The organism is Mucilaginibacter inviolabilis (genome assembly GCF_011089895.1).
Classification (GTDB): Bacteria; Bacteroidota; Bacteroidia; order Sphingobacteriales; family Sphingobacteriaceae; genus Mucilaginibacter; species Mucilaginibacter inviolabilis.
Map to the genome: position 1 here is coordinate 606,657 of NZ_JAANAT010000003.1, position 22,328 is coordinate 628,984.

Here is a 22,328-nt window from a genome sequence, read left to right on the forward strand (position 1 = left end):
CAGCATGCAAATCTGAGAATAGATCCTTCGCTATCGCTCAGGATGACAAAGTAATAAAAGGAGTTTTTCATGCCACTATTCAGTTCACGTAAGGAAGAAAAAAAGGTAAAGGTAACTTTTGCCAATGGCTTGCTTTTTGTTGAAAAACCAGATGGCAAGCAGCAAGCCTTTCCACTGGAGTGGTTCCCAAAACTGATGAACGCCACCGATGAGGAGCGGGATGACTGGAAACAAACCGATAAAGGCATCCACTTTAACCAATTGGATGTGAACGTGGATCTTTAAAATAGATATGAGAAGCTAGATGTGAGATATGAGATTGAGCGATATCGGATTGTCTCACGTCTCATATCTCACATCTCAAATCTAACCCTATGTTATTCGAAGAGTTTTTTAAGAAAAAAAAGATCGACCTGGCTGCGTTGCAAGCGGCAGAAGGCGCGTTGTTTTCTGAATTTAAAACTCACTTTGAACAAATGGGCGAAAAAAGTTTCGACCATACCAAAAAATACTGGTTCAATAAACTCAGGCGACAGTTTCCGGCCGCTCCTGAAGTAAAAACAGAGAAAGTACGGATCGAAAACCCGCTGGCCGAACAAACCATTACAGAAAGCCTTACAGAGGCTGCTGCCCCTGCTCCAAAATTGGGTTTCGCACCCAAATTCCGAGCTGGTGGAGTTGCCAAACCCGCCGAAGAGAAGCCGGAAACCCAGGCAGAGGGAACTACGCCTGCTGCTGATCAAGCTGCTGCCAAGCCAGCATTTAAGCCTCGTTTTAATCCCGGTATGGTAAAACCTAAACCGGCGGAAGAGGCCACGGAGCCAGAGAAAGAGCCCGAATCCAAAGACGAGAATACTAACCCGGCTCCTGATGCCCCAAAGCCTGCATTTAAACCCCGGTTTAACGCTGCTATGGTGAAACCGAAACCCGCTGAAAAAACGGATGAGTCACCAAAAAAGCCCGAAGCAAAAGAAGAAAATACAACGCCAGTAGCCGATGCTCCCAAGCCTGCATTTAAGCCCCGGTTTAATGCTGCTATGATGAAGCCGAAACCTGTTAACAGCGAGCCTGCGGCGGAAGATCCGCAGAAAGAAAAACCAGAACCATCGCCAAAAGCCGAGGTGCCGGCTCCCAAATTGGGCTTTAAGCCTCGTTTTAATCCCGGCATGGTAAAACCAAAGTCTGCGGAAAATGAAGTTCAGCCGGAAGAAGAAAAGCCGGAAGATAAAACTGATACCCCGCCACCTGCGGAAGAGTCCGCTCCCAAACTTGGCTTTAAGCCCAGGTTTAATACGAAAACCCCTCCGTCAAAACCAACTGAAGAGTAAATTTCCTATTTGTCATCCTGAGCGCAGCGAAGGAGCTATTAGCCGATTTGCATGACGTATAACAGATGCTTCACTGCGTTCAGCATGACAAGCGATAGGAAACTACTTACTATGCGAAAATAGCCAGCTAAATAGCTCCGGCTCTTTAAAGGCGTAATCCCAGCTGTTGTGATCAACGCCGGGGTAAAGGGTAAATTTAGGATCGCCGCCTGCCTCTTTGATCGCCGCTACCATTACTTCGGAATGATCGGCTGGAACAACGCTGTCCTTACTGCCATGGAAGATCCAGAGCGGTACCTTTTTGGCATACTTTTTAGCATTCAGGCTGTTATCGCCACCGCAGATGGCAAACGCTGCGGCAAATATCTTGGGTTCGCGGCCAATAATTTCAAATGTGCCCATGCCGCCCATGCTCAGACCGCCTACATAAACCCGGTGTTTATCAACAAAAGGTTTTTCTAAAAACTGGTCGACCAGGCCCATCAGCAAACGCATGGCAATGGTAGGCTGCTCATTTACCTGGAAAACGAATTTGCGCTTCTGGGTAGCTGGATCGGTTTCCTGTTGTACGTTTGACCAGTAACTATTGGCCGGGCACTGCGGAAAAACTATAATGGCTTCATATTTCTCCCGTACACTATCCTGTAACAGGCGTGATGGGCCATATTTTAATTGTGACTCATTATTATTACCACGCTCACCGGCACCATGCAGCACAAATAGCAATGGGTATTTTTTATTGGGATCAAAATGTTTGGGGAATAGTAAGCGGTAAGGTAAAGTATCGCCTTTTACAGCAAAGCTGCCGCGATCAAAAGACGATAGATTTTGGGAACGGGCCGAAAAAGAAAATGCTAAGAGTAAACTTAGCATTCCTATAATAATTTTTTTGTGGATCATGGGCTATGTTTAAGATCTGTTTATTCAATAGTTGTTAAACAAATTTAAAGCCTTTTGATCTACATTTTTTTAATATTTTTTATTCTTAACTATTCTTGTCATTTCGAACGAGGGACGAGGAGAAATCTTATACGTCGAGATGAGCAAATCGTACAAGATTTCTCTTCGCCCTCCGGCTCTAGCCCAGCTTCTGCTCATCGAAATGACAGCGTTTTTTTGTCTACTTGCGCTCGTTTGCAACGAGTGCAAGGGCATTTTTTACTTTTTAGCAATCGCCGGGCTTTCAAAACCTAGTTTGGTAAGACCTTTCTGTACTTCTGGGCAGCTCATAAACAGTTTCCATAACAAACCCGTGCGGTAGTTTTCAATCATTACGATGATAGGTCCCTGGTCAATGGCCAGGTATGATTTGGCGTACCAGTTATGCGATTCGCTGAAGGCATCCACAAAACCATACTCACCCCAGATCTTATCGCCCAGGTCATAATAAAAATGACGCAAGGCTTTCATCGAGTATGCCGGTGTGTACGGAAATGCCGACAGCGCAGCAGTAGGTGTGATCACGCCCAGGTCATTAGTTGGCGAATGGGCATTGTAGCCTTCGTAATTATCGCTGGCGGTAAGTCCCCAGCAATTTTCGCCATAACCTTTAAACTTTTTAGGGTTATCAACACAATAGGCATGATTGATCAATGTATGATTTTTGTTCTGCTCCCAATAATCAGCATATTGGTCCTTTAAGCCTGTAGGGTTTAAGCCCAGGAACGAGTATTGCGAAAAGAAAAGCGGACCGCCATAATCAAAGCCCAAAGGCAGCTTAAAGCCGTAAAATGTTCTGCCGTTCTTGAAGAAATCGCTTTGAGCCCAGCCCCTGTGGTATACATCGGCACTTACCGGGTAACGCTCTGCCGAGGCGGCCAGTACGTAGGTGATCAGGCACTCATTAAAGCCATGTATCGGGAAGTTCATGGCCCAGCCGTTGTTTGGGCTCCAGTGCCAGTACAAAGCGTCGCGGCCATCACGGGTGTACCAGTTCCATTCCATTTCGCTCCACATCCAGCCAATCACATCGCGTATGCGTTGCTCTTGCGGAGTATTGGCAGTAAAGTATTGCCGGGCACAAAGTAAGCCCTGGAAAAGATAAGCCGACTCTACAATATCGCCACCATCATCCTTACGGCCAAATGGGATAATCTTGCCGGTTTCGCCGTTCATCCAGTGCGGAAACGCACCGTGGAAAGAGTTGGCTTTAAATAAAAAGTTAACAATTTTTACCATTCGGTTAACGGCCTGCTCATGAGTTATCCATTTGCGGCTGTCGGCCACGATGATAGACATGATGCCGAAACCAGACCCTCCGGTAGTTACCACCTCGTTACCATAATCGAAAGAGATATTACTACGTTCACGGGCCAAACCGCTTACCGGGTGACCAAAATCCCAGAAATAACGAAATGTTTGGCGCTGTACCACATCAAGCAAAGCATTATCGCTCAGGTTTTTGATAATGCCAAAGGTTTTAATGGTATCGGTGTTAGCCGTTGCAGGCTTTTGCGCCAGACAGTATATGGCCAGGCATAATAAAAATGGGGTTAACAGTATTTTTTTCATGTTTAATTAGGAGATGCCTTGTATTATAAAAAGCTGGCTTGATAATGGAACAGTTCGCCTTGCGACGGCAGAACTGTTCCGATGTTTATCAATTAACCAAAAGAGAGTTTTTTAGTAACCCGGGTTTTGAGTTAAGGCGCCGCCACTCAGGTCAATTTCTGTTTGAGGGATAGGCCATACTTCGTTTTTGCCCGCTTTCCATCCGCGTGAGCCAAAAACAGCGGTACCGCGTCCCTGGCGTATCACATCAAAATAGCGTTCAAATTCCATCGCGAATTCAAAACGGCGTTCATTGTAAATAGCTGCACGAAGCGCCGCCTGATCTGTAGTAGTTACCGGGGGTAATACACCTGCATTTACACCGCGTGCACGGGCACGTACCTGCTCTATCAGCGGAAGAGCTGCTCCTGAATTACCCAGCTCGTTATTAGCTTCGGCGTTCATGAGTAATACATCAGCATAACGTAAAACGATCTTGTTTTGCTGACAGCCTTCGTTAAAACCAGATACATACAGCGCAAATGGCACATATGATTTTTGATTGTACATCGGGTTATCGCCCGTTGCCGGGATCTTATCACCCTCTGGTGTGGTTTCGCCCCTGAATATAATGGTAGCGTCGCGACGAGGGTCGTTGGTTTCATAGGCCGCTGCCAATCCCGGGCTTGGTACATTAAAGCCCCAGCCACCGCCGGTTACACCGCGAACACCCTGTACCTGTGAGTACTGTGAGTTAGAGGCAGGCGGGTTGTTGGGTATCAGGTTACACTGTATCTCGAAAATAGATTCCTGATTGTTTTTGTGTGTTGTTCTGAACATTTGCTCATAATCAGGATATAGTGAATAGCCCATACCCATTACCGCAGTAGTGTAAGTGGCTACATCGGTCCATTTTTTCAGATACATGGCAACCTTGGCGTGCATGGTTAAAGCAGCTCCCTTGGTAACATGGCCAATATCAACAGCGCTGTAGCTTTGTGGTAATACAGCGGCTGCATCTGTTAAATCCTTTTCAATCTGCGCCCATACCTGGTCTTTTGGAGTACGTGGCAGGTTGTATTCAGAAGCATCTTTGGGCAGGGTTATGCGTAAAGGCACATCGCCAAAAGCCCTAACCAATCTGAAATATTCATAGGCCCGTATAAATTTGGCTTCGGCCACGTAACGGGCTTTTAATGATTCGTCCATGCTGATGCCAGGTACATTGGTAATTATCTGGTTGGCAAAGTTGATGGTTTGATATTGGCCTTTCCAGAAACCACCCAACTGGGCATCACCTGCGGTGATAGTAAAGTTATGATAGTCATTAAAAAAGGTAGCATCGCTGGCGGTACTGCCTTTTTCTACATCGTCAGAGCCCATGCTTTCTACAGCGATGGGAGCAAACGCAATGTTGTTCCACTCGTGCAGGTTAGCGTACATGGCATTTACGGCTTTGGTAGCATCATCCTGTGTTTTAAAAAACTGGGTGGCTGCTGTATTTTGAGCCGGGTTAACATCTAAAAAGCTTTTTTTACAGCTTTGAATGGATATGGTGGATGCAATAAGACCCCAAACAAGGGCTTTACGCATGAATAAGTTTTTACTGTTCTTCATCTTTATACTGATTAAAAAGTAACGCTAACGCCAAAATTATAGATGGCATACAATGGATAAACGTTGGCATCAATGCCACGGCCGGTAACAATTCCGCCATCGCCCACTGTTCCGCCTATCTCTGGCGAGAAGCCTTTATAGCCAAAAATGTTAATCGGGTTTTGAGCATTGGCGAATATTCTTACTTTAGATATTTTCCATTTACTGAGCAAACTAGCCGGTAATGTATAACCTAATTGAGCATTCCTTACCCTAAAGTATGCGCCGCTTTCGACATAAAATGAATTTGGCGCTGCGTTGGAGTTTTTGCCCACATTAACAGATGGATAGGTGTTTGAAGTTCCGGCACCATGCCAGCGGTGGTCATAAAAATCCTGGGTAAAGTTTTCATTACCAAAGCGGTAAGCAATATTGGCGTTATACACGCTTACACCGGTTACTCCCTGGAAATCAATAGCCAGATCGAAGTTTTTATAGGTGAAAGAGGTGTTGATACCATAGTTATATTTTGGCAGCGGATTGCCCAGTGCTACCCGGTCGCGGCTGTCAACAATACCATCATTGTTGGTATCCTGGTAAATAAAATCGCCGGGAGCTGCTCCTGGTTGTTTGGAATTGGCTACCTGTTGCGGGGTTTGGAAGATCCCGGTGACTTTGTAGCCATAAAACTGACCAATAGGCTGACCCACAACCGTACGCGTTGCCAATGCCCCGTTGGCAATGCCTGCACCACCATCATAAATAGGGTTTTGACCGGTTATTACACTCAATACCTTGTTGTTGTTGATACCCAGGTTGGCACTGATACTGTAAGAAAAATCTTTGGATGCCTGATCTTTCCAGCTTACTAAAAACTCAAAGCCCCGGTTACGGATAGTGGCCTGGTTGCCGATGATAGAGCTGTTGTTGGTACCCAATGAACCTGCTACCGGTATAGCGAAAATGGCATCCTGTGTTTCACGATTATAATAATCGGCTTCGAAGGTTAGTTTATTAGAAAACAGACCGCCTTCTAAACCAAAGTCAGATGATACTGTTCTTTCCCATACAATGGATGGAGGCACAATACTGTTGATGCTTGCTCCAGGATAGGCCACCTGCGGGTTACCGAATATGGCTGTCAGGTACGGATCTGTTGCTATAACCTGAACAGTTGGGTTGATAGGTACTACAGAGTTACCTACTTTACCCCAGCTTCCGCGCAGTTTCAGATTGCTGAATATCTGCTGATCTTTCATGAAATCCTCATTGGTAACTACCCAGCCTGCACCTACAGAAGGGAAGTAGCCATAAGTATGGGCGCCATAAAACTGTGAAGCACCATCGCGGCGGATAGAGGCATTTAACAAATATCTGTCTTTGTAGGAGTAATTAACACGGGCAAACTGTGATAATGCACGTGAACGGATCTGCCTGCCCGGAGTGGCCAGGTAAGTTACCTTCGCTGTATCAGGGAAGGATGTTTGCAGGTTGCCGTTGGCCTTGTAAGGTACATTATCTGCCTGGCCATCATTTTGCCTGGTTACGTTTTCAAGGGCACTGTAACCTACCAGGGCGGTTAGCTTATGATCGTCGTTGATTTTAACATCATAAGTTAAGGTATTTTCCCAGATCCAGTTACGCACATCGGTATGATCAACATTCAGGTTGGTTTTATTGCTGAACTGTTTAACCGTAGCCTGATATTGTGGTACGAATGTCCTCACCTCTGCCTGGCTTACATCGCCGCCGAAGCTCGATCTGAATTTCAGGTTTTTAAGGATGGAAACTTCGCCATATACATTATAGGTAACGCGTTTGTTTTTGCTACGTTGATTGTAGAAATCAATTGTTGCCTGTGGATTGTAGTTATTACCATCACCTGTGCCATAATCATTAGGGTCGCCGTAGCCACCGTTTGCTTTACGTACGGGTAAGGTAGGCGCTGCCCCATACAACTGATTGAAAATGGTTGTCGGGATATCTCTTGATGTGCTGGATAACCCACTGGCAGTATAGCCTAGTTTTACAATTTTCCCTATTTTAAAATCGTTTGATAAGTGCAGGGTATAACGTTTGTAATTGTTGGTTTGTACCAGGCCATCCTGATCAAGGTAACCAAACGAGTAGTTGTAAGTGTACTTATCCGTACCACCGCTAACCGATAGTTCATGATTGGTGATGAAAGCTTTGCGCAGGATTTGCTTATACCAGTCGGTGCCGTTACCAAAGCTGGCCGGATCGGCAAATACAGGTTTACCATTGTTAAGCGCCGCCAATTCATTTACAGCAGTAGCATATTCGGTACCGTTGGCCACTTTTACCTGGTTGGTAACTGCCTGAAAGCCCACAAAGCCATTATAGTTAATAACGGGTGCGCCCTTGGTACCACGTTTAGTGCCAATAAGCACTACGCCGTTAGCGGCTCTGATACCGTAAATAGCCGTACTTGAGGCATCTTTCAGGATGCTGAAACTCTCGATATCCTGTGGATTAAGAAAGCTGATATCATCATACCACACACCATCAACCACAAAAAGAGGTTTGGTATTACCATAAATAGTACCTAAACCCCTAATGGTGATATCCGGCGATTTGCCGGGTGTGCCGTTGTTGGTGATCTGAACACCCGCTACCTTGCCCTGCAAGCCGCTTACGGCGTTTGGAGAGGCTTGTTTTGCCACATCTGCTCCTTTAACGGTAGTTATGGAACCGGTAACGTCAAGCTTACGCTGTGTACCATAACCAATAACTACTATTTGCTGCAGCTCGTTGGTTTGTGGCAGCATAGATACATTAATGGTGGTTTGGCCACTAACCGGAATTTCCTGACTGGCATAACCTATATATGCAAATTTTAAAGTTGCATTGCCTGGCGCACTAATGGAGTAAGCTCCATTAACATCTGTTTGGGTACCTGCTGCTGTTCCTTTTACCGAAACGGTTACACCTATTAAGGCTTGTCCGTTGGTATTGTCAGTTATTTTTCCTTTTACTGTAACGTTCTGTGCAAACGCGGCGTCATAAGAAAACAAGAACAATAACATTAACCCCGAAATAGTAAAAAATCTCTTCATAGTGGTTAATAATAAAAATAATAGAATGGAATAATTGGTTTATTAGTTCTACAAAACTGAGGAGATATTAGGCGTTTATCAAAAAAACTAACTCAACATTAATACATCATTAACAAAACACTTTCTCAAGAGTAAATATTTTTATTTACAAGTATTTGATTGTTAATGAATTAATAATGACTGATAGGTTGTGTGTGTACTACAGGATTAAACTCCGTCGGTTAAACATTTATAAAGGCTGTGAGAGGTAATGATGTAGTGTTAAAGCTCAATAAGAAACTCTGTAAGGTTCTTATCATGCTCCAGATTGAGCTTTTTACGCAGCCTGTAACGCCTGATCTCGACACCCCGAAGCGATATGTTTAAGAGTGAAGCCATTTCTTTACTGCTCATGTTCATGCGCAGATAGGCGCATAATTTCAGATCATTGGGCACCAGATCCGGGTGACTGGATTTGAGTTTTTTGAAAAAGTTTTCATGTGCCTCGTTAAAACTTTTTTCAAATATGTTCCAGTCGCGCTCATCATTCATGCCCTCGTCAATCACTTTTTGTATGCGACGTAATTGATCGTCGGCCAGTTTTTTGCCCGAGCTGTCTTTCAAGTGTATTATTTCTTCGCTTATTTTTTGCAGCAGTTCATTTTTATAAACCAGGTTCATGGCTGAGTTGGCCAGTTCGCGACTTTTACCGGCGAGATCTGCCTGCAGCTGTTCATTTTTTATGTTGATGATATGCTGCTCGTTGGCAATAGCTTCCTGTTTTAAAAACTCCTCTTTTTCTTTTTGCAGTTTTTCCTGTATATGCTGCTGGTGGCGCCTGAGCTTTAAGCGGTAATAGTATCTGATAAGATAATAGCCCCCGATAAGCAGCAGTATATAAAAAAAGATAGCCACTTTGCTGGCATACCAGGGAGGCAGCACGGTAAATGTTAAAGTAGTTATGGTCGATATATTTTGATCATTGATTTTGGCCCGTACTTTAAAATGATAGGTGCCCTGGTTAAGGTTGGTAAACTCTTTCTGGCTTTGCGGTGCCCAGTCAGACCATTGCCGGGAGTATCCTTCCAGGTAATATTGAAACTTGATTTTGGCCTGCTTGTAATAGGGCAAAGAATAAGCTATGCGGATATTGTTTTGCGCGTAAGGAATCTCAATGGTGTTATGAGTGCTGTTCATATCGCTGATCACGTAAACCTTGTCGGTTACGTTTTCGATGCGGCGTATCAGTACCGGGGGGATTTTTATTGTGCTGGGCAACAGAGCGTCGTCATCATTCAATATCACAAAACCATCGTCGATGCTGATGAGGTAAGTTAAATTATTGATGCGGTTAATGGTTTCGTAGTGCTGTACCATTTGTCCGTTAAGCACAGCAAACTTATTGGTGTCGATACTCGGTTTGCCGGCTACCGAAAAGTCGGCTAGCGCTACACGCCCATGATTGATAAACCAATACCGTTTGCCCAGCGCTTTGATGATCTTACCCGAAGCCGCGAAGGTGCCCAGTTTTTTATTGAGCTGGGTGTATTTAAAAAAGCGGTCGGTGATATCGTCGTAAATATAAAAACCCGAGTCGGACGAGAAAACCACGTGGTTGTCCAGGTCAAATACATTTACGTTGTAGTTGCCGGGCAGGCCGTATTGCCTGTCGTAATATATACTGGAAGTTACTTTTTTAAGATCGCTGCTCAGCGTGAGTTTATAAATACCCTTGTACGCATGGCTTACCCATATCTGGCCTTTGCTGTCCCGCTCCACATAGCGCGATGGTTCGCCAAAATTTTCCACTTTATGACTGAATATCCAGTTGCCGGCTGCATCTTTTTTATAAACCGCCAGCCCGTTATAAATGCCCTGTATCAATAGGTCGTTGCTGAGCTTTTTGATGGTCCAGCCACCTGTCATTGCCGAAATTTTGGTAATGGTATTCCCGTTTACCTGGTACGTGCCGTTATTATGACCGCAAAGCAAGCGCCCATCCTGTAACGACAGATCCCATACCTGCCCTTGCGAACCAGGTATCAGCTTAAAATCAAATGATTGAAAAAGCTGATTGTCAGCGGTCATCCAGTCACTATAAAAAAGACCCTGGTTGGTACCCAGGTAGATCTTGTTGTTAAAAATAATACTGGCGTAAACGGTTCCGAACTTGCCGGTTTTATCAAAATAAAAGTACAGCGGAGAGTTTACCTCAATACGGTCGATGCCATTATCCAGACCCGCCCACAGGTTTTGCTCACTGTCGGTATATAAGCTTAATACGGTATTGTTTTGCAGCCCGCTTGCCTTATTGATGTGCTGTACCACGCGGCCGGCAGTATCCACTATTACAATACCGTTAAGTATGGTACCGTAAGCAAAATATTTGCCAGGTATCCGCACTCCGTTATTCAGCTGATAGGTTTTTAAAAAATCATTAGCCTGATTGGCCCAGGGAATTATACGGGAGCCATCATAAATAAACAGTCCGTTTTGCGCGGTACCAATAATATATTTATTACCCTGAAACGGAAGTATAGACAGCACACCGCTGGTGCCTAATATATTACTGCCCTGCACATACTCCAACCGGTTGCCCTTTAGCTCAAACAAACCTGCCGATACCTGTTCCACAAAAAAACGTTTACCGGCCTGGAATAAAAACAGATAAGGCTTTGGAGCTTTAACAACGCTGATATTACCGTTTGCGTAAATAAATATGGCACCGAATGATTGAAACAGCACCCTGTCGCCATCGATATATATTTTCCAGATCTCTTCGTTAATAGGACGATACTTTTTAGGCACCAGGCTAATGAGCGAGTTATACTTTAAAAAGCCTTTATTATCATCCTGCCAGTAGCCAAATTCGCCAAAGGCGCCGGTGTATATTTTGCCTTTGCCGTCGGCCGAAACTGAGCGTACTACCAAATCATTAGGCATATGGTGCTGCTGCCAGTATTTACCGTCGAAACTTAACAGACCTTCGGCATTGCCAAAGTACATGATACCCTGTTCATCTCGTGTAACCGACCAGTTTTGGTTACCCGACTGGTACATGTTTTTGGTGTAGTTTTGAACATAAGGTACACCTATGCTTTTGATATCAACCGCGCCGGAATGAAAAATAGCAGTGAAAAACAGGTATAAACCAATCCAAATAGCTTTACGCATAGTGCTTATAACAGATACCCGAATGTGATCAGTTGCACGAAAATACAGTTTGCCCCGGATAAAAAACAATAGCCGCCCTATAATTGTATTATTAACAAGCACAAAATGGCTATTGCAGATACTAAGCTATTTTGTTAGCTTGCAATTAAACAACGATAAACTAACAAACATGAAGAAACTATTTACCATGCTAATGCTCGCAGTAATGAGCTTTGGCGCCGTTACCAGCTACGCACTACCTCAAACTAAAAAAGATGGCACTGCCGATAAAAGGTACAAAGCAAATAAAGTGAAATTAAAGAAAGACGGAACTCCAGATAAGCGCTATAAAGCCGCTAAACCAGCAGCAGCTCCGGCTAAGAAAAAAGCCTAATAAAAAAGAATCCCCGATGATATTTTCACCGGGGATTCTTTTTATGGAGTTAGACTTACGAAGTTTTAAAAACTTCGTAAGTCTTTATAAGTACCGGGGATTCTTTTTTATTGGTCAAACTTATTCGGCCAGGTGTATCTTTCCTTTTTTCTGCACGTTTACAGGTTGAGGTACTTTTACATAATAGCCCGTGCCATCGTACTCCCTTTTGCGGGGATGGCTTTGACAGGCATCGCTGCAGCAGCCTTCCATTTTGGTGCCGCATTCATCGCATTGGGTAAAATGCTCATTACACTCCGGATTGGCGCAATTGATCATTTTGGGCGTAACCTTACCGCAGTTGCGGCAGGTTGATATCACCACCGGGTTCACACTGTTTACATCAACAGAAAGGCGGTTGTCAAAAACATAGCATTTGCCTTCAAAATCTTCGCCACCGGCTTCTTTCCCGTATTTGATGATGCCGCCATGCAATTGGTAAACATCCTTAAAACCTTCATGCAGCAACAGTGCCGATGCTTTTTCGCATTTAATGCCACCGGTGCAATAGGTTAATATCTTTTTGTCCTTGTATTGGGCCAACTGATTGATCATCTCCGGAAAATCCCTGAAATTTTCAATATCCAGCGTTACCGCGTTTTTGAATTTGCCCAGGGAGTGTTCGTAGTTGGAACGCACATCAAGAACCACCACATCGTCGCGGTCCTTCATCGCCAGGAAATCTTTTGGTTCCAGGTGCTTGCCGGTTTGCTGCTGCGGGTTAATCACATTAGGATCGCGCAGGCCAGAGTGTACAATCTCTGATTTATACCGCACGTGCATTTTTACAAAAGAAGGGGTATCTACCACATCCAGCTTAAAATCAATACCGGCAAAACGCGGGTCGGCATGCACCGTATCCATATAAGTTTTACAGGCTTCGGCTGAGCCCGAAACGGTACCGTTAAGCCCCTCGGTAGCTACAATAATGCGACCGGTTAAACCTAAACTTTTACAAAATTTTAAATGATCGGCAGCAAATTGCTCCGCATCAGCTATTGTTGAATAACAATAGTATAGTAGTGTATTATATTGTGCCATAATCCATTGATACCGCTGCAAACGGTGTTAAATGAGGCGCAAAGATACGATTTTGAGCTTTAAGCTCAAAATCGGAAGTCAATATTGAACATCGAATGTTGAATTTCGAATAATGAAGTTGTTTTAAGAAAATGTAAGTTCTTATTTTATCCTTCGATATTCGAAATTCAGCATTCGGCGTTCATTATTAAATACTTTCACCCTACCTTATGCCATAAAATATCCTGAAACCTTGTATATATTTTTGGTTGCCGGCGTAGGAAATACCATAGTCAACCCGGAAAATGAGGCGTTGTACACCGATATAAAACTCGCGGTAATTGGTATTGCCTTTGGTAGTAAGGTAATTGGCGCCTATGAGTTCTTCCAGTTTTAACTTCCGTAGCAGGGGTATTCTGTTAAATATCGATCCGGCAAAATTATGCTGATAATGGGCTTCCAGGAACGCGCCGTTGGTGCTGTAAGTATAAAAAGGTAAAAAGTGGAAACTGCCCACATAAGTTGGGTCGAAGGTTAAACCCTGGTTACCCAAAAAGTGGTTATAATCCATATAATACAACTTATTATTATTGAAAAAGCCACCGGCAGATATCTTAAACGACGAGAAACCGGTTAACCCGAAACGGATGTTATTTTGCGAAATATCAACTGAAGCAAAATCATAATCAACATCAGAACCAAATGCATTTTTGATACCCTTACGGTAGTTCACAGTGAGGGTTGGGTATTTTGAAGGCAGATTGAATTTACCGGTTGGCCTGGTTTCATACTGCTGATCAAAAGTAATGGTAGCCGATGCCGTGAAAACAAGGGCCTGATTATCCGGAAATAATTCCGAGTGATCATTAGCAGGTGTTCCCGGCGGGGCCAAAGGATTATTGGAGGTAAACTCCCGGTCCTTTACATCCTTAAACTTGCCAAAAGCGGTATTATATAACTGGCTGCGGCTGGCATAACTCAGGTTGCCATTGAGCAAAACACCATTCAGTATTTCGCGCTGATAGCCAAACATGCCGTAATGTGAGCGATAATATTTTACATAGTTGTTTTCGCTGAGCAGCGTACTCAGTGTATTAAAGTATAAGGAACGTGTACCTACGTTATTCAAATCGAGCACATCACTGCCAAAACCGGCAAAGAATTTGGCGTTATGGAAAGGATCATTCAGATACTCGCCATACATATTGGCGCTTAATATTTTGTTGGAGAAGCCATACCGTACATCGGGTGTAATGCTGTACGATCTTAAGCTATCTAAAACATGTGTATACTTTATTTTGGCATTGATACCGAAGCCCTCCACCGTGTTGTAATAAAATGTTTGGATGAACGGGAATATATACAGGGAGTCTTTTTCATTGCGGCTGCTGGCATGATATCCAAATATGAGGTAGCCCGGATAATTAATATGATTTTTGTGGTGTTGCAGGGTATCCAGGTACCGGTCTGTTTTTTTGAAAGCCGCTATACTATCCTTTTTCTGATAATCACGGGCTTCCTGTTTGGTTAAAGGAACCGGACGTGCCGAAGCCCAGTAATCCTCCTTTTTAGAGTTGGCAGTAGTATCAACCTTTAATATTTCACCGGTAAAAAATCTATCCGGGAAGGTAGGATTAATTTTATAGTTGTTGTAAATGGTGTTATAATAGCCGCCAAACCTAAATCCTAACACCTTACCCTTAAAGTTAAATTGTACCGATGCGGGCATCCATACACTGTCGGTAACGGCAATATATTGTTGTTTTATTTGTAGTGTATCAATCAGGTTAATGTTGCTTCTTTTATTGGTTACATATAAATCGGCAGCGTATATGCGCCAGTCGCCCTCTACTATATATATATTGCCTTCAAAGTACTGGCCGTGTCCGCGGCGTGGTATTACCTGTATTTTATCAATAGTACGGCCATTCTCAACCGAGGTGCCCAGCAGCTTATAGCGATAAAAAATACCGGCGAATGCGGCTACAGGCGATACAAATCCCCGGGTACTTAAACCGTTAATGGCAAACACATTCTGATAAAAATTTACCTGCAAATCCGAAGCCTTATTATAGCTGAACGCGGTGTTGATACCCGCCATTTTTTTGGCGATGGTTATTTCTCTTATCTTATTTGGTTTTTGAAAGCTGAGGTCGGATAATGACTCCGACTGGTAAAGAATCCCCCGGCCGTTAGAGTCGAGATCAAGGGTTTGCCTTACAGCCGGTGATAGCAATGATTTGGGTGCGCTCAGTAACCTTTGTACACCTTTGATATAAACCGCGCAGGAGTAGGAAGTAGCTTCCTCGATATAGTACTTACGTTTTTTGATCACCTGTTTCATGATGGTATCTCCGGCATCATGGTTTTTCTGGTAAACAGATGCCACCCGGCCGGTAGCAAACACTTCATCCTGCATCTGCACATTCAGCTGTTCATCATGGTTGGCTATAGTTACGCTTACAATTTTTTCATTATAACCCACCACCCGGTAAATGACACTATAGGTACCCGGACTCAGTTTAAACTGGTAAGCCCCATCCTCATTGGAAGTGGTACCATAAGTGGAGTTTTTGATGTATACCGATGAGAATGGTACCACGTTATTGTTCTGATCCGTTATCCGGCCCGATAGTAAATATTGTTGTGCCGATGCGCTTATAGTACCTAACACAATAAAAATCAATAGTATGCAGTTTTTCATATTCTATAACTAATCAATACGTTTTAACTGCAAAATGTTTTAAATCCGCTTAATAAATATTTAACAATAAGATATAATATCGAATGTTGAATAATGAAGTGAAGGGATTGGTGTTCGATATTATTTCTCAGTTCCCTCCCCACGGGAGGGGTGCGGCTGGATGGGGCTGCTGCAGGGAGAGGTTTCTGCATAATGAAAGTTTACAAAGCGCATAAACCCCTTCCTCCCCTTCCCGAGGGAAGGAATCACACGTGGCCCGGGCTTTTAAATATCGAAAACTGAATATCAAATGTAGAATAATGAAGGAAAAGATAGCCTTGCGCATAGCCTATTCACCCGGTCTGCGCTTCGCTGGACCCCCCTCTCTTCGCCTGCGGCGGAAAGAGGGGAGTATGAATTTTTGGAACAAGGAATAAAGACCGTTTTACTCCGTCCTTGCTCTTTGATCCAAAAGTCTTTGTTCTTTCCTCCCCCTCTATGCGCGAAGCGGAGAGAGGGGTGACGAGCGTAGCGATGTCGGGGTGAGTCGAATCGGCGCCAAATTGCGGTTATTTTAATCTTTCGTGGCCAGTAGTTTGTTCAGTTTGGAGCGGGTATCAGGAAATTCTTTAAGGGTCAGCGCTTTTCTATAATAGGCTATGGCTTTGGTTTTGTCCTTTTCGGCATCGTAATAATCGCCCATGCTGTCATAAACGTTATAACTGTTGGGGTAGTTTTTGATATTTAATTGCAAGAAAGCGAAGGCCATTTTGGGATTGTCTGTTATAAGCCTAATGCCAAAATTATTGATCACATCTTCCGGTAGTGCAACTTTGTAACCCATTTGTTTGGAGATATTATCGTAATGCGATTGGATTTCGGCCAACACTACCTCCGGATTTGAATTCTTGCCGAAGATCTTCATGATCGTTTCCTGGGGAAGGCCGTAGTTTTTAAAGAAAAAGCGTAAAGCATCATATTCCGTGATCAAGGGCACCGAACCATGCGTATCGTTTTGGTAATATTTGTACGCAAACTTTAGTTTATTGACAGCAGTATCGCTTTGAATCATATCCCTGAGCTTTAATATCGCTCGGATATGAGAGGTTGCAGCCGAAGTGTCTTTCCTGGCTTGGGTGGTGTCCATCATACCCTTAGGCATGGTGTTGGCAATGCCTATGAACAAAAATTTGCCCGAATAATTTTTTTGTTTCAGTGCTTCGCGGGCCTGATTTAGCAGAATGCCCCGATCCCACCACATACTGGGATCGATAGCGATAAAACCGTTGAACATATGGGGATGATTGACCAGTGTATTGATCACCATCGATCCGCCGAGCGAGTGGCCGATGAGTATCTTGTAGGAGGTGGTAGGATAAATAGAATCGATGTGCGGCATTAGTTCCTTCTCGATAAAGGAGGTGAAGTTTTCGCCGCCGCCCGAAGTTTTTAAAGCAGCAATGCTGTTGGTAGTTAAGTCGCGCATCCTGTCGGTGTTGGGTATAGCCACAACAATCATGTCGGGGCACACGGAGTTACCAAGCTGTTGTATCATGCCCGTAACCGAAGGGAAATGAGAGTCGCCATCCAGGAGGTAAACTACGGGGTATTTTTGCTGGGCGAACGTTGAATCACGTGCCGGAACATACACCCAGAGTTTACGGGTTTCATTCAATATTTTTGAGTGGACACTATCAACAACACCCATAACAATAAGGTTGTTTTTGATAGTTTGCGCTTTCAGTGCTGTTACCGAGAACAGACCCAAAAAGCAGAAGTAAATGGATTTCTTTAAAGGGATAAGATCTACGTTCATCATAGTTAGGCTTCTTTAGATGGATGGCTCCATCAAACTTACCCATAAAAATGGTTAGAAGTTTTAAATTTTAAGGTGAATAATTTGGCTGGTAATCAATATTATCACTGTAGTACCTAATTAACCATTAGTAACCCAAGGCAACTTTTTAACGTATTAATCCAACCCTAAATAGTATAGATCAATAGATCTTTCCTTTTTGCCGACCTGAACGAGCAAGTAAACCTACAATAACCAATTATCAACTACATTATGAAAAGAAGAATCAACAACTGTTATCAACAACAATCAAACTTATTCCTGTATCGCAGCAAACAGCTAGCTGTAATTTTAATCTTAGCGACTGGTAGCATTTTGACAGGCTGTAAAAAAGAACAGGTGGCCGGTAAGGGTAATGATAAAGCAAGCTCTACAGCCGCAAATATTAACCTGGCTGCGGTAACTTTCCCTGCCAAAAGTGAGGCCTTAGTAGCCATGCAGGTTTTCAATAATCATTTTTATAATCAATATGGTACTTACGGACCTTCATACAAAGCTTACTATTGGAAAGATGATAGTCATGCCGGGCGCATGGATTTCTGGACACAGCAGGAAGCCATCGAAACGCTCATAGATGCCTACAACCTAAACCCCAGTACCGATTTTTTGAACAAGATCCAATATTTGTATAATGGTGTTCGTGATGGTTACGGAACCCTATGGTCAAATAATATCTATAACGATGATGTGGTTTGGGGATCGTTAATGTGTATACGGGCTTATCACCTCACTAATGATGGCGGTCAGCTGGATATGGCCAAAAATAACTTTAACATGATGTGGAACCGTGCCTGGGATACTTCGGCATTGGGCGGTGGATTGTGGTGGAACACCAATAACAACACCAAAAATACCTGCGTAAACGCACCGGCCGTTATCTGCGCCATGTTGTTATATCAGGCTACTGGCGACAGCTCCTATAAAACAAAGGCCAAGCAAATTATGGATTGGATGGTAGCACGCCTATACGATGCCAATACCGGCGAAGTTAAAGGCGCTATTATTCCGAACGGAACCATTACGGAAGGAGCACTTTCCTATACGCAGGGAACTTTCATTGGTGCATGCGATTTGCTGCGGGCCGAATATCCATCAGTTGATTACCTGGGGATAGGCAAAAAGGCGATGGACTATGCCATGGCCAGTTTATGCAGTTCGCCCAATGGTATATTGAATGACGAAAACGGTAACGGAGATACACAGGGCATGAAAAGCATTTTTGCCCGCTGGGCCTGCCAGTTTGTGCAGCATACCGGAACAGCAGGTACTTATGGCGCATGGCTTGATCTGAATGCCGGGCAGGCCTGGTCTATCCGCAACTCCTCCGGACTCATGTGGAACATCTGGGGAACCCGAACTTCAGATACACAGGTAATCAATGCGTTCCAGGCTACCTGCGGTGTTTCAATGATGAACAATGCCTATCTGTACCATTAAAAACTAAACTTGCTCGTTTGGTAAAGTAAAAAGTCCAGGGTTAATAGTCCTGGACTTTTTTTATAGGCTGTCATGCTGAGCTCCGTCGAAGCATGGTGGGCAGGCCTCTGAGCGCGTCCTTCGACAAGCTCAGGATGACACCTCCGCTCTTTAAATATCGAACACTGGATATCGAATGTTGAATAATGAAGTAAACATTCGATGTTCTATATTCAATATTCATTATTCGATATTATTTTTCCTTTCAGTTACCTCGCCAAATGCCTGTTAATGTTTAATTTTACCCTCTCTAAAACAGTATAGATATGTACAATACACTAAAACCGGTTTTACAGCAGGAGCTTGCCGACATTGAAAATGCAGGGTTATATAAAAAAGAGCGGATCATTACATCAGCGCAAGGTGCTGATATTACTGTTCTGGGTGGTCAGGAAGTGATCAATTTTTGTGCAAACAATTATCTGGGTCTGTCGGGCAATCCCCAAGTGATACAGGCGGCTAAAAACGTGATGGATAACCATGGTTATGGTTTATCATCCGTGCGCTTTATTTGTGGTACACAGGATATCCACAAACAGCTGGAAGCAAAAATATCGGAATTTTTAGGTACCGAAGATACCATACTATACGCTGCGGCATTTGATGCCAACGGTGGTGTTTTTGAACCCCTGTTTAATGAGCAGGACGCCATCATATCCGATGAGCTGAACCATGCCTCGATCATCGATGGCGTGCGTTTATGCAAGGCCCAGCGTCATCGTTACAAACATGATGACATGGCCGACCTGGAAGAAAAACTAAAAGCCACTAAAGATCTGCGTCACCGCATCATCGTCACCGACGGTGCGTTCAGCATGGACGGAACCATTGCCCAACTGGATAAAATTTGTGCCCTGGCCGAGCAATACAACGCCCTGGTAATGATCGATGAGAGTCACTGCTCGGGCTTTATGGGTAAAACTGGTCGCGGTACGCATGAGCACCACAATGTAATGGGGCAGATAGATATTATTACCGGCACTTTAGGCAAAGCCCTGGGTGGCGCGTCGGGTGGTTTTACATCAGGTCGTAAAGAAATTATTGATATGCTGCGCCAGCGTTCGCGCCCGTACCTGTTCTCCAATACCCTGGCTCCGGCTATTACCGGCGCTTCTATAGCGGTGCTGGATATGCTGAGCGAAACCACCGCCCTGCGCGATAAGCTGGAAACCAATACTCAATACTTCCGCAAAAAAATGACCGAAGCCGGTTTTGATATCAAACCAGGCGTGCACCCTATTGTACCGGTGATGCTTTACGATGCCAAACTGGCCCAGGAATTTGCCGCTAAAATGCTGGACGAAGGTATCTACGTAATTGGTTTTTACTACCCGGTAGTACCTCAAGGCAAGGCCCGCATCAGGGTACAAATATCAGCCGCCCATGATACCCATCACCTGGATAAGGCCATTGCGGCGTTTACCAAGGTAGGTAAAGAGCTGGGGGTGATTTAAGCCCCCTAACCCCCTGAAGGGGGAACTATAGGCTAACCAGTCATGCCGAATTTATTTCGGCATCCCATAGGACAAACGACGTTTTGGCATACGATTTAATTTTCTTATATTGTATAAAACCACAGCCCGGCTCCCATAAAACAGGAAGCCGGGCTGTTTAGTTAAAGAGAAATAAGACCCCGAAATTGATCGTTTAATCCGTAGTTAATTGATTATCAAGTATTTAATACTTTTTAAAGTCTCAAAAACTACTCAAAACCACGTTGAAATTTGTTAAAAAGTGTTAAAATAGATGGTTTTAAGCCAATTTTTGAACGTTTTTAACCCATTTTCAGACAGAAAAGTGTTAAAATTTAAGGTTTAAAAAGTTTTTGAGAGCGGCGCACCAAAACATCGGATCATTTATTTGTTAAACAATTTTTCAATTAATGATTTTTTAAGAATTAATTAAGTGGCGATAACAAATTTGGGTTTTATAACCTTTTATAATAAACCCATGTTTAATTCTTCCAGATTGCAATTCATATTATTGGCTTGGCTACTATTGACCGGAACTCTGGTTTACGGCCAAAGCAAGCACAGCCAAACTTCGGCATTTACCAGTTATAAGGGCCTGGTGATGGCGGGCTACCAGGGCTGGTTCAATGCCCCGGATGATGGCGGCGGCCGCGGCTGGAACCATTATAATTCGCACGGAAAATTTGAACCCGGTTATACCAATATAGATATCTGGCCGGATGTAAGCGAGTACAAAAAGACTTATAAAACGCCCTTTAAACATGCCGATAGCAGCTATGCCTACGTATACAGCTCGCACGATGCATCCTCTACCGAAACGCACTTTAAATGGATGCAGCAGTACGGTATAGACGGGGTGTTTGTACAGCGCTTTATTGGTGATGTGCAGCGGGGCCGGGGTAAAGCGCACAACGATGTGGTGCTGGGTAATGTGCTCAGATATGCACAAAAATATAACCGGGCCGTATCGGTAATGTATGATCTTTCGGGCATGCAGGCCGGCGGCGATTCGCTGGTGATCAAAGACTGGAAACATTTGGTCGACAGTATGAAACTAACCAATCGGGGCAACAAGCAAACCTACCTGTATCATAATGGCAAACCACTGGTGGCCGTATGGGGAGTCGGTTTTAACGATCATCGCCGTTATGGCTTAACCGAGGCCGAAAAGATCATTGACTTCCTGAAAAACGACCCGGTTTATGGCGGATGCTCTGTGCTGCTGGGTGTACCCACCTACTGGCGCGATTTTGGAAATGATACCGAAAAAGACCCACGTCTGCATGATATATTGCGCGAGGCCGATATTATCCATCCCTGGTTTGTTGGCCGGTACAATGAGCAATCGTACCCCGCATTTAAACACCGCATTGCCGAGGATATAGCCTGGTGCAAAGCCAATAAGCTGGATTATGTACCCGTGGTTTTCCCGGGTTTCAGCTGGCATAATATGAATCCTCGCAGTCCCCAAAATCAGATCCCGCGTAACCGCGGGCAGTTTTACTGGAAACAGATCACCGGGGCCATATCCAGCGGTGCCGAAATGCTTTATGTAGCCATGTTTGATGAGGTTGACGAAGGTACGGCCATACTTAAAGCATCCAAAAATCCGCCGGTAGGCTTAAGTACTTTTGTGAAGTATGAGGATGATATCCCCAATGATTATTACCTGTATTTAACGGGCTATGCCGGTAAAATGCTTCGGAAACAAATACCGCTTCAGGATAGTATACCGCCACCAATTAACAGGGGCAAAAAATAAAAAG

14 protein-coding genes are annotated in these 22,328 nt (G+C 44.0%); 6 read left to right on the plus strand and 8 right to left on the minus strand.

The genetic code is table 11. The features are described from left to right. The first annotated feature begins 69 nt into the window (after positions 1 to 69). The gene (locus tag G7092_RS22620) at positions 70 to 285 is read left to right on the plus strand and encodes a DUF2442 domain-containing protein (RefSeq protein WP_166092845.1); all 216 of its coding nucleotides are present in this window, start codon (positions 70 to 72) and stop codon (positions 283 to 285) included. Between the two features lie 89 nt (positions 286 to 374). Further along, positions 375 to 1,328: a hypothetical protein gene (locus G7092_RS22625; RefSeq protein WP_166092847.1), complete on the plus strand. Its 954-nt coding sequence runs from the start codon at positions 375 to 377 to the stop codon at positions 1,326 to 1,328. Between the two features lie 102 nt (positions 1,329 to 1,430). Here G7092_RS22625 and G7092_RS22630 read toward each other — a convergent pair whose 3' ends face one another. The 5 genes from G7092_RS22630 to G7092_RS22650 form a co-directional block, all read right to left on the minus strand. Then, on the minus strand, positions 1,431 to 2,228 hold the full coding sequence (locus G7092_RS22630; protein WP_166092850.1) for a carboxylesterase family protein: 798 nt from the start codon (positions 2,226 to 2,228) through the stop codon (positions 1,431 to 1,433). 258 nt (positions 2,229 to 2,486) lie between these two features. Then, positions 2,487 to 3,839 (minus strand): glucoamylase family protein, encoded by a 1,353-nt coding sequence (locus G7092_RS22635; protein ID WP_166092852.1) that lies wholly within the window; start codon positions 3,837 to 3,839, stop codon positions 2,487 to 2,489. Between the two features lie 111 nt (positions 3,840 to 3,950). Then, entirely contained in the window at positions 3,951 to 5,435 is a 1,485-nt protein-coding gene (locus G7092_RS22640) for a RagB/SusD family nutrient uptake outer membrane protein (RefSeq protein ID WP_166092854.1), read from the minus strand. 11 nt (positions 5,436 to 5,446) lie between these two features. Further along, positions 5,447 to 8,491 carry a SusC/RagA family TonB-linked outer membrane protein gene (locus G7092_RS22645; protein WP_166092856.1) on the minus strand — a complete coding sequence of 1,015 codons (3,045 nt, stop codon included), beginning with the start codon at positions 8,489 to 8,491 and terminating at the stop codon, positions 5,447 to 5,449. 261 nt (positions 8,492 to 8,752) lie between these two features. Beyond that, positions 8,753 to 11,644 carry a ligand-binding sensor domain-containing protein gene (locus tag G7092_RS22650; protein WP_166092858.1) on the minus strand — a complete coding sequence of 964 codons (2,892 nt, stop codon included), beginning with the start codon at positions 11,642 to 11,644 and terminating at the stop codon, positions 8,753 to 8,755. Between the two features lie 169 nt (positions 11,645 to 11,813). On the opposite strand from G7092_RS22650, the gene G7092_RS22655 reads away from it, so the two are divergent. Continuing rightward, a complete protein-coding gene (locus tag G7092_RS22655; RefSeq protein WP_166092860.1) occupies positions 11,814 to 12,017 on the plus strand; it encodes a hypothetical protein in 204 nt (67 codons plus the stop codon). A 120-nt stretch (positions 12,018 to 12,137) separates the two neighbouring features. Here the strand turns inward: G7092_RS22655 and trhO are convergent, their stop codons facing one another. From trhO to G7092_RS22670, 3 genes are all read right to left on the minus strand, one after another. Beyond that, positions 12,138 to 13,097, minus strand: a complete 960-nt coding sequence (gene trhO / locus G7092_RS22660) for an oxygen-dependent tRNA uridine(34) hydroxylase TrhO (RefSeq protein WP_166092862.1) — start codon at positions 13,095 to 13,097, stop codon at positions 12,138 to 12,140. 202 nt (positions 13,098 to 13,299) lie between these two features. Beyond that, complete coding sequence (locus G7092_RS22665) at positions 13,300 to 15,780, minus strand: DUF5686 family protein (RefSeq protein ID WP_166092864.1); 2,481 nt, start codon at positions 15,778 to 15,780, stop codon at positions 13,300 to 13,302. Positions 15,781 to 16,333: 553 nt separating this feature from the next. After that, complete coding sequence (locus G7092_RS22670; RefSeq protein WP_202985380.1) at positions 16,334 to 17,578, minus strand: alpha/beta hydrolase-fold protein; 1,245 nt, start codon at positions 17,576 to 17,578, stop codon at positions 16,334 to 16,336. A gap of 249 nt (positions 17,579 to 17,827) precedes the next feature. Between G7092_RS22670 and G7092_RS22675 the strand changes: the two genes are divergently transcribed. The 3 genes from G7092_RS22675 to G7092_RS22685 all read left to right on the plus strand — a co-directional run bounded on the left by G7092_RS22675 (position 17,828) and on the right by G7092_RS22685 (position 22,324). Next, on the plus strand, positions 17,828 to 19,051 hold the full coding sequence (locus G7092_RS22675; RefSeq protein ID WP_166092866.1) for a glycoside hydrolase family 76 protein: 1,224 nt from the start codon (positions 17,828 to 17,830) through the stop codon (positions 19,049 to 19,051). Positions 19,052 to 19,356: 305 nt separating this feature from the next. Then, positions 19,357 to 20,544 (plus strand): glycine C-acetyltransferase, encoded by a 1,188-nt coding sequence (gene kbl / locus G7092_RS22680; RefSeq protein ID WP_166092868.1) that lies wholly within the window; start codon positions 19,357 to 19,359, stop codon positions 20,542 to 20,544. A 496-nt stretch (positions 20,545 to 21,040) separates the two neighbouring features. Beyond that, positions 21,041 to 22,324 carry a glycoside hydrolase family 99 protein gene (locus tag G7092_RS22685; protein WP_166092870.1) on the plus strand — a complete coding sequence of 428 codons (1,284 nt, stop codon included), beginning with the start codon at positions 21,041 to 21,043 and terminating at the stop codon, positions 22,322 to 22,324. The last annotated feature ends 4 nt before the right edge of the window (positions 22,325 to 22,328 follow it).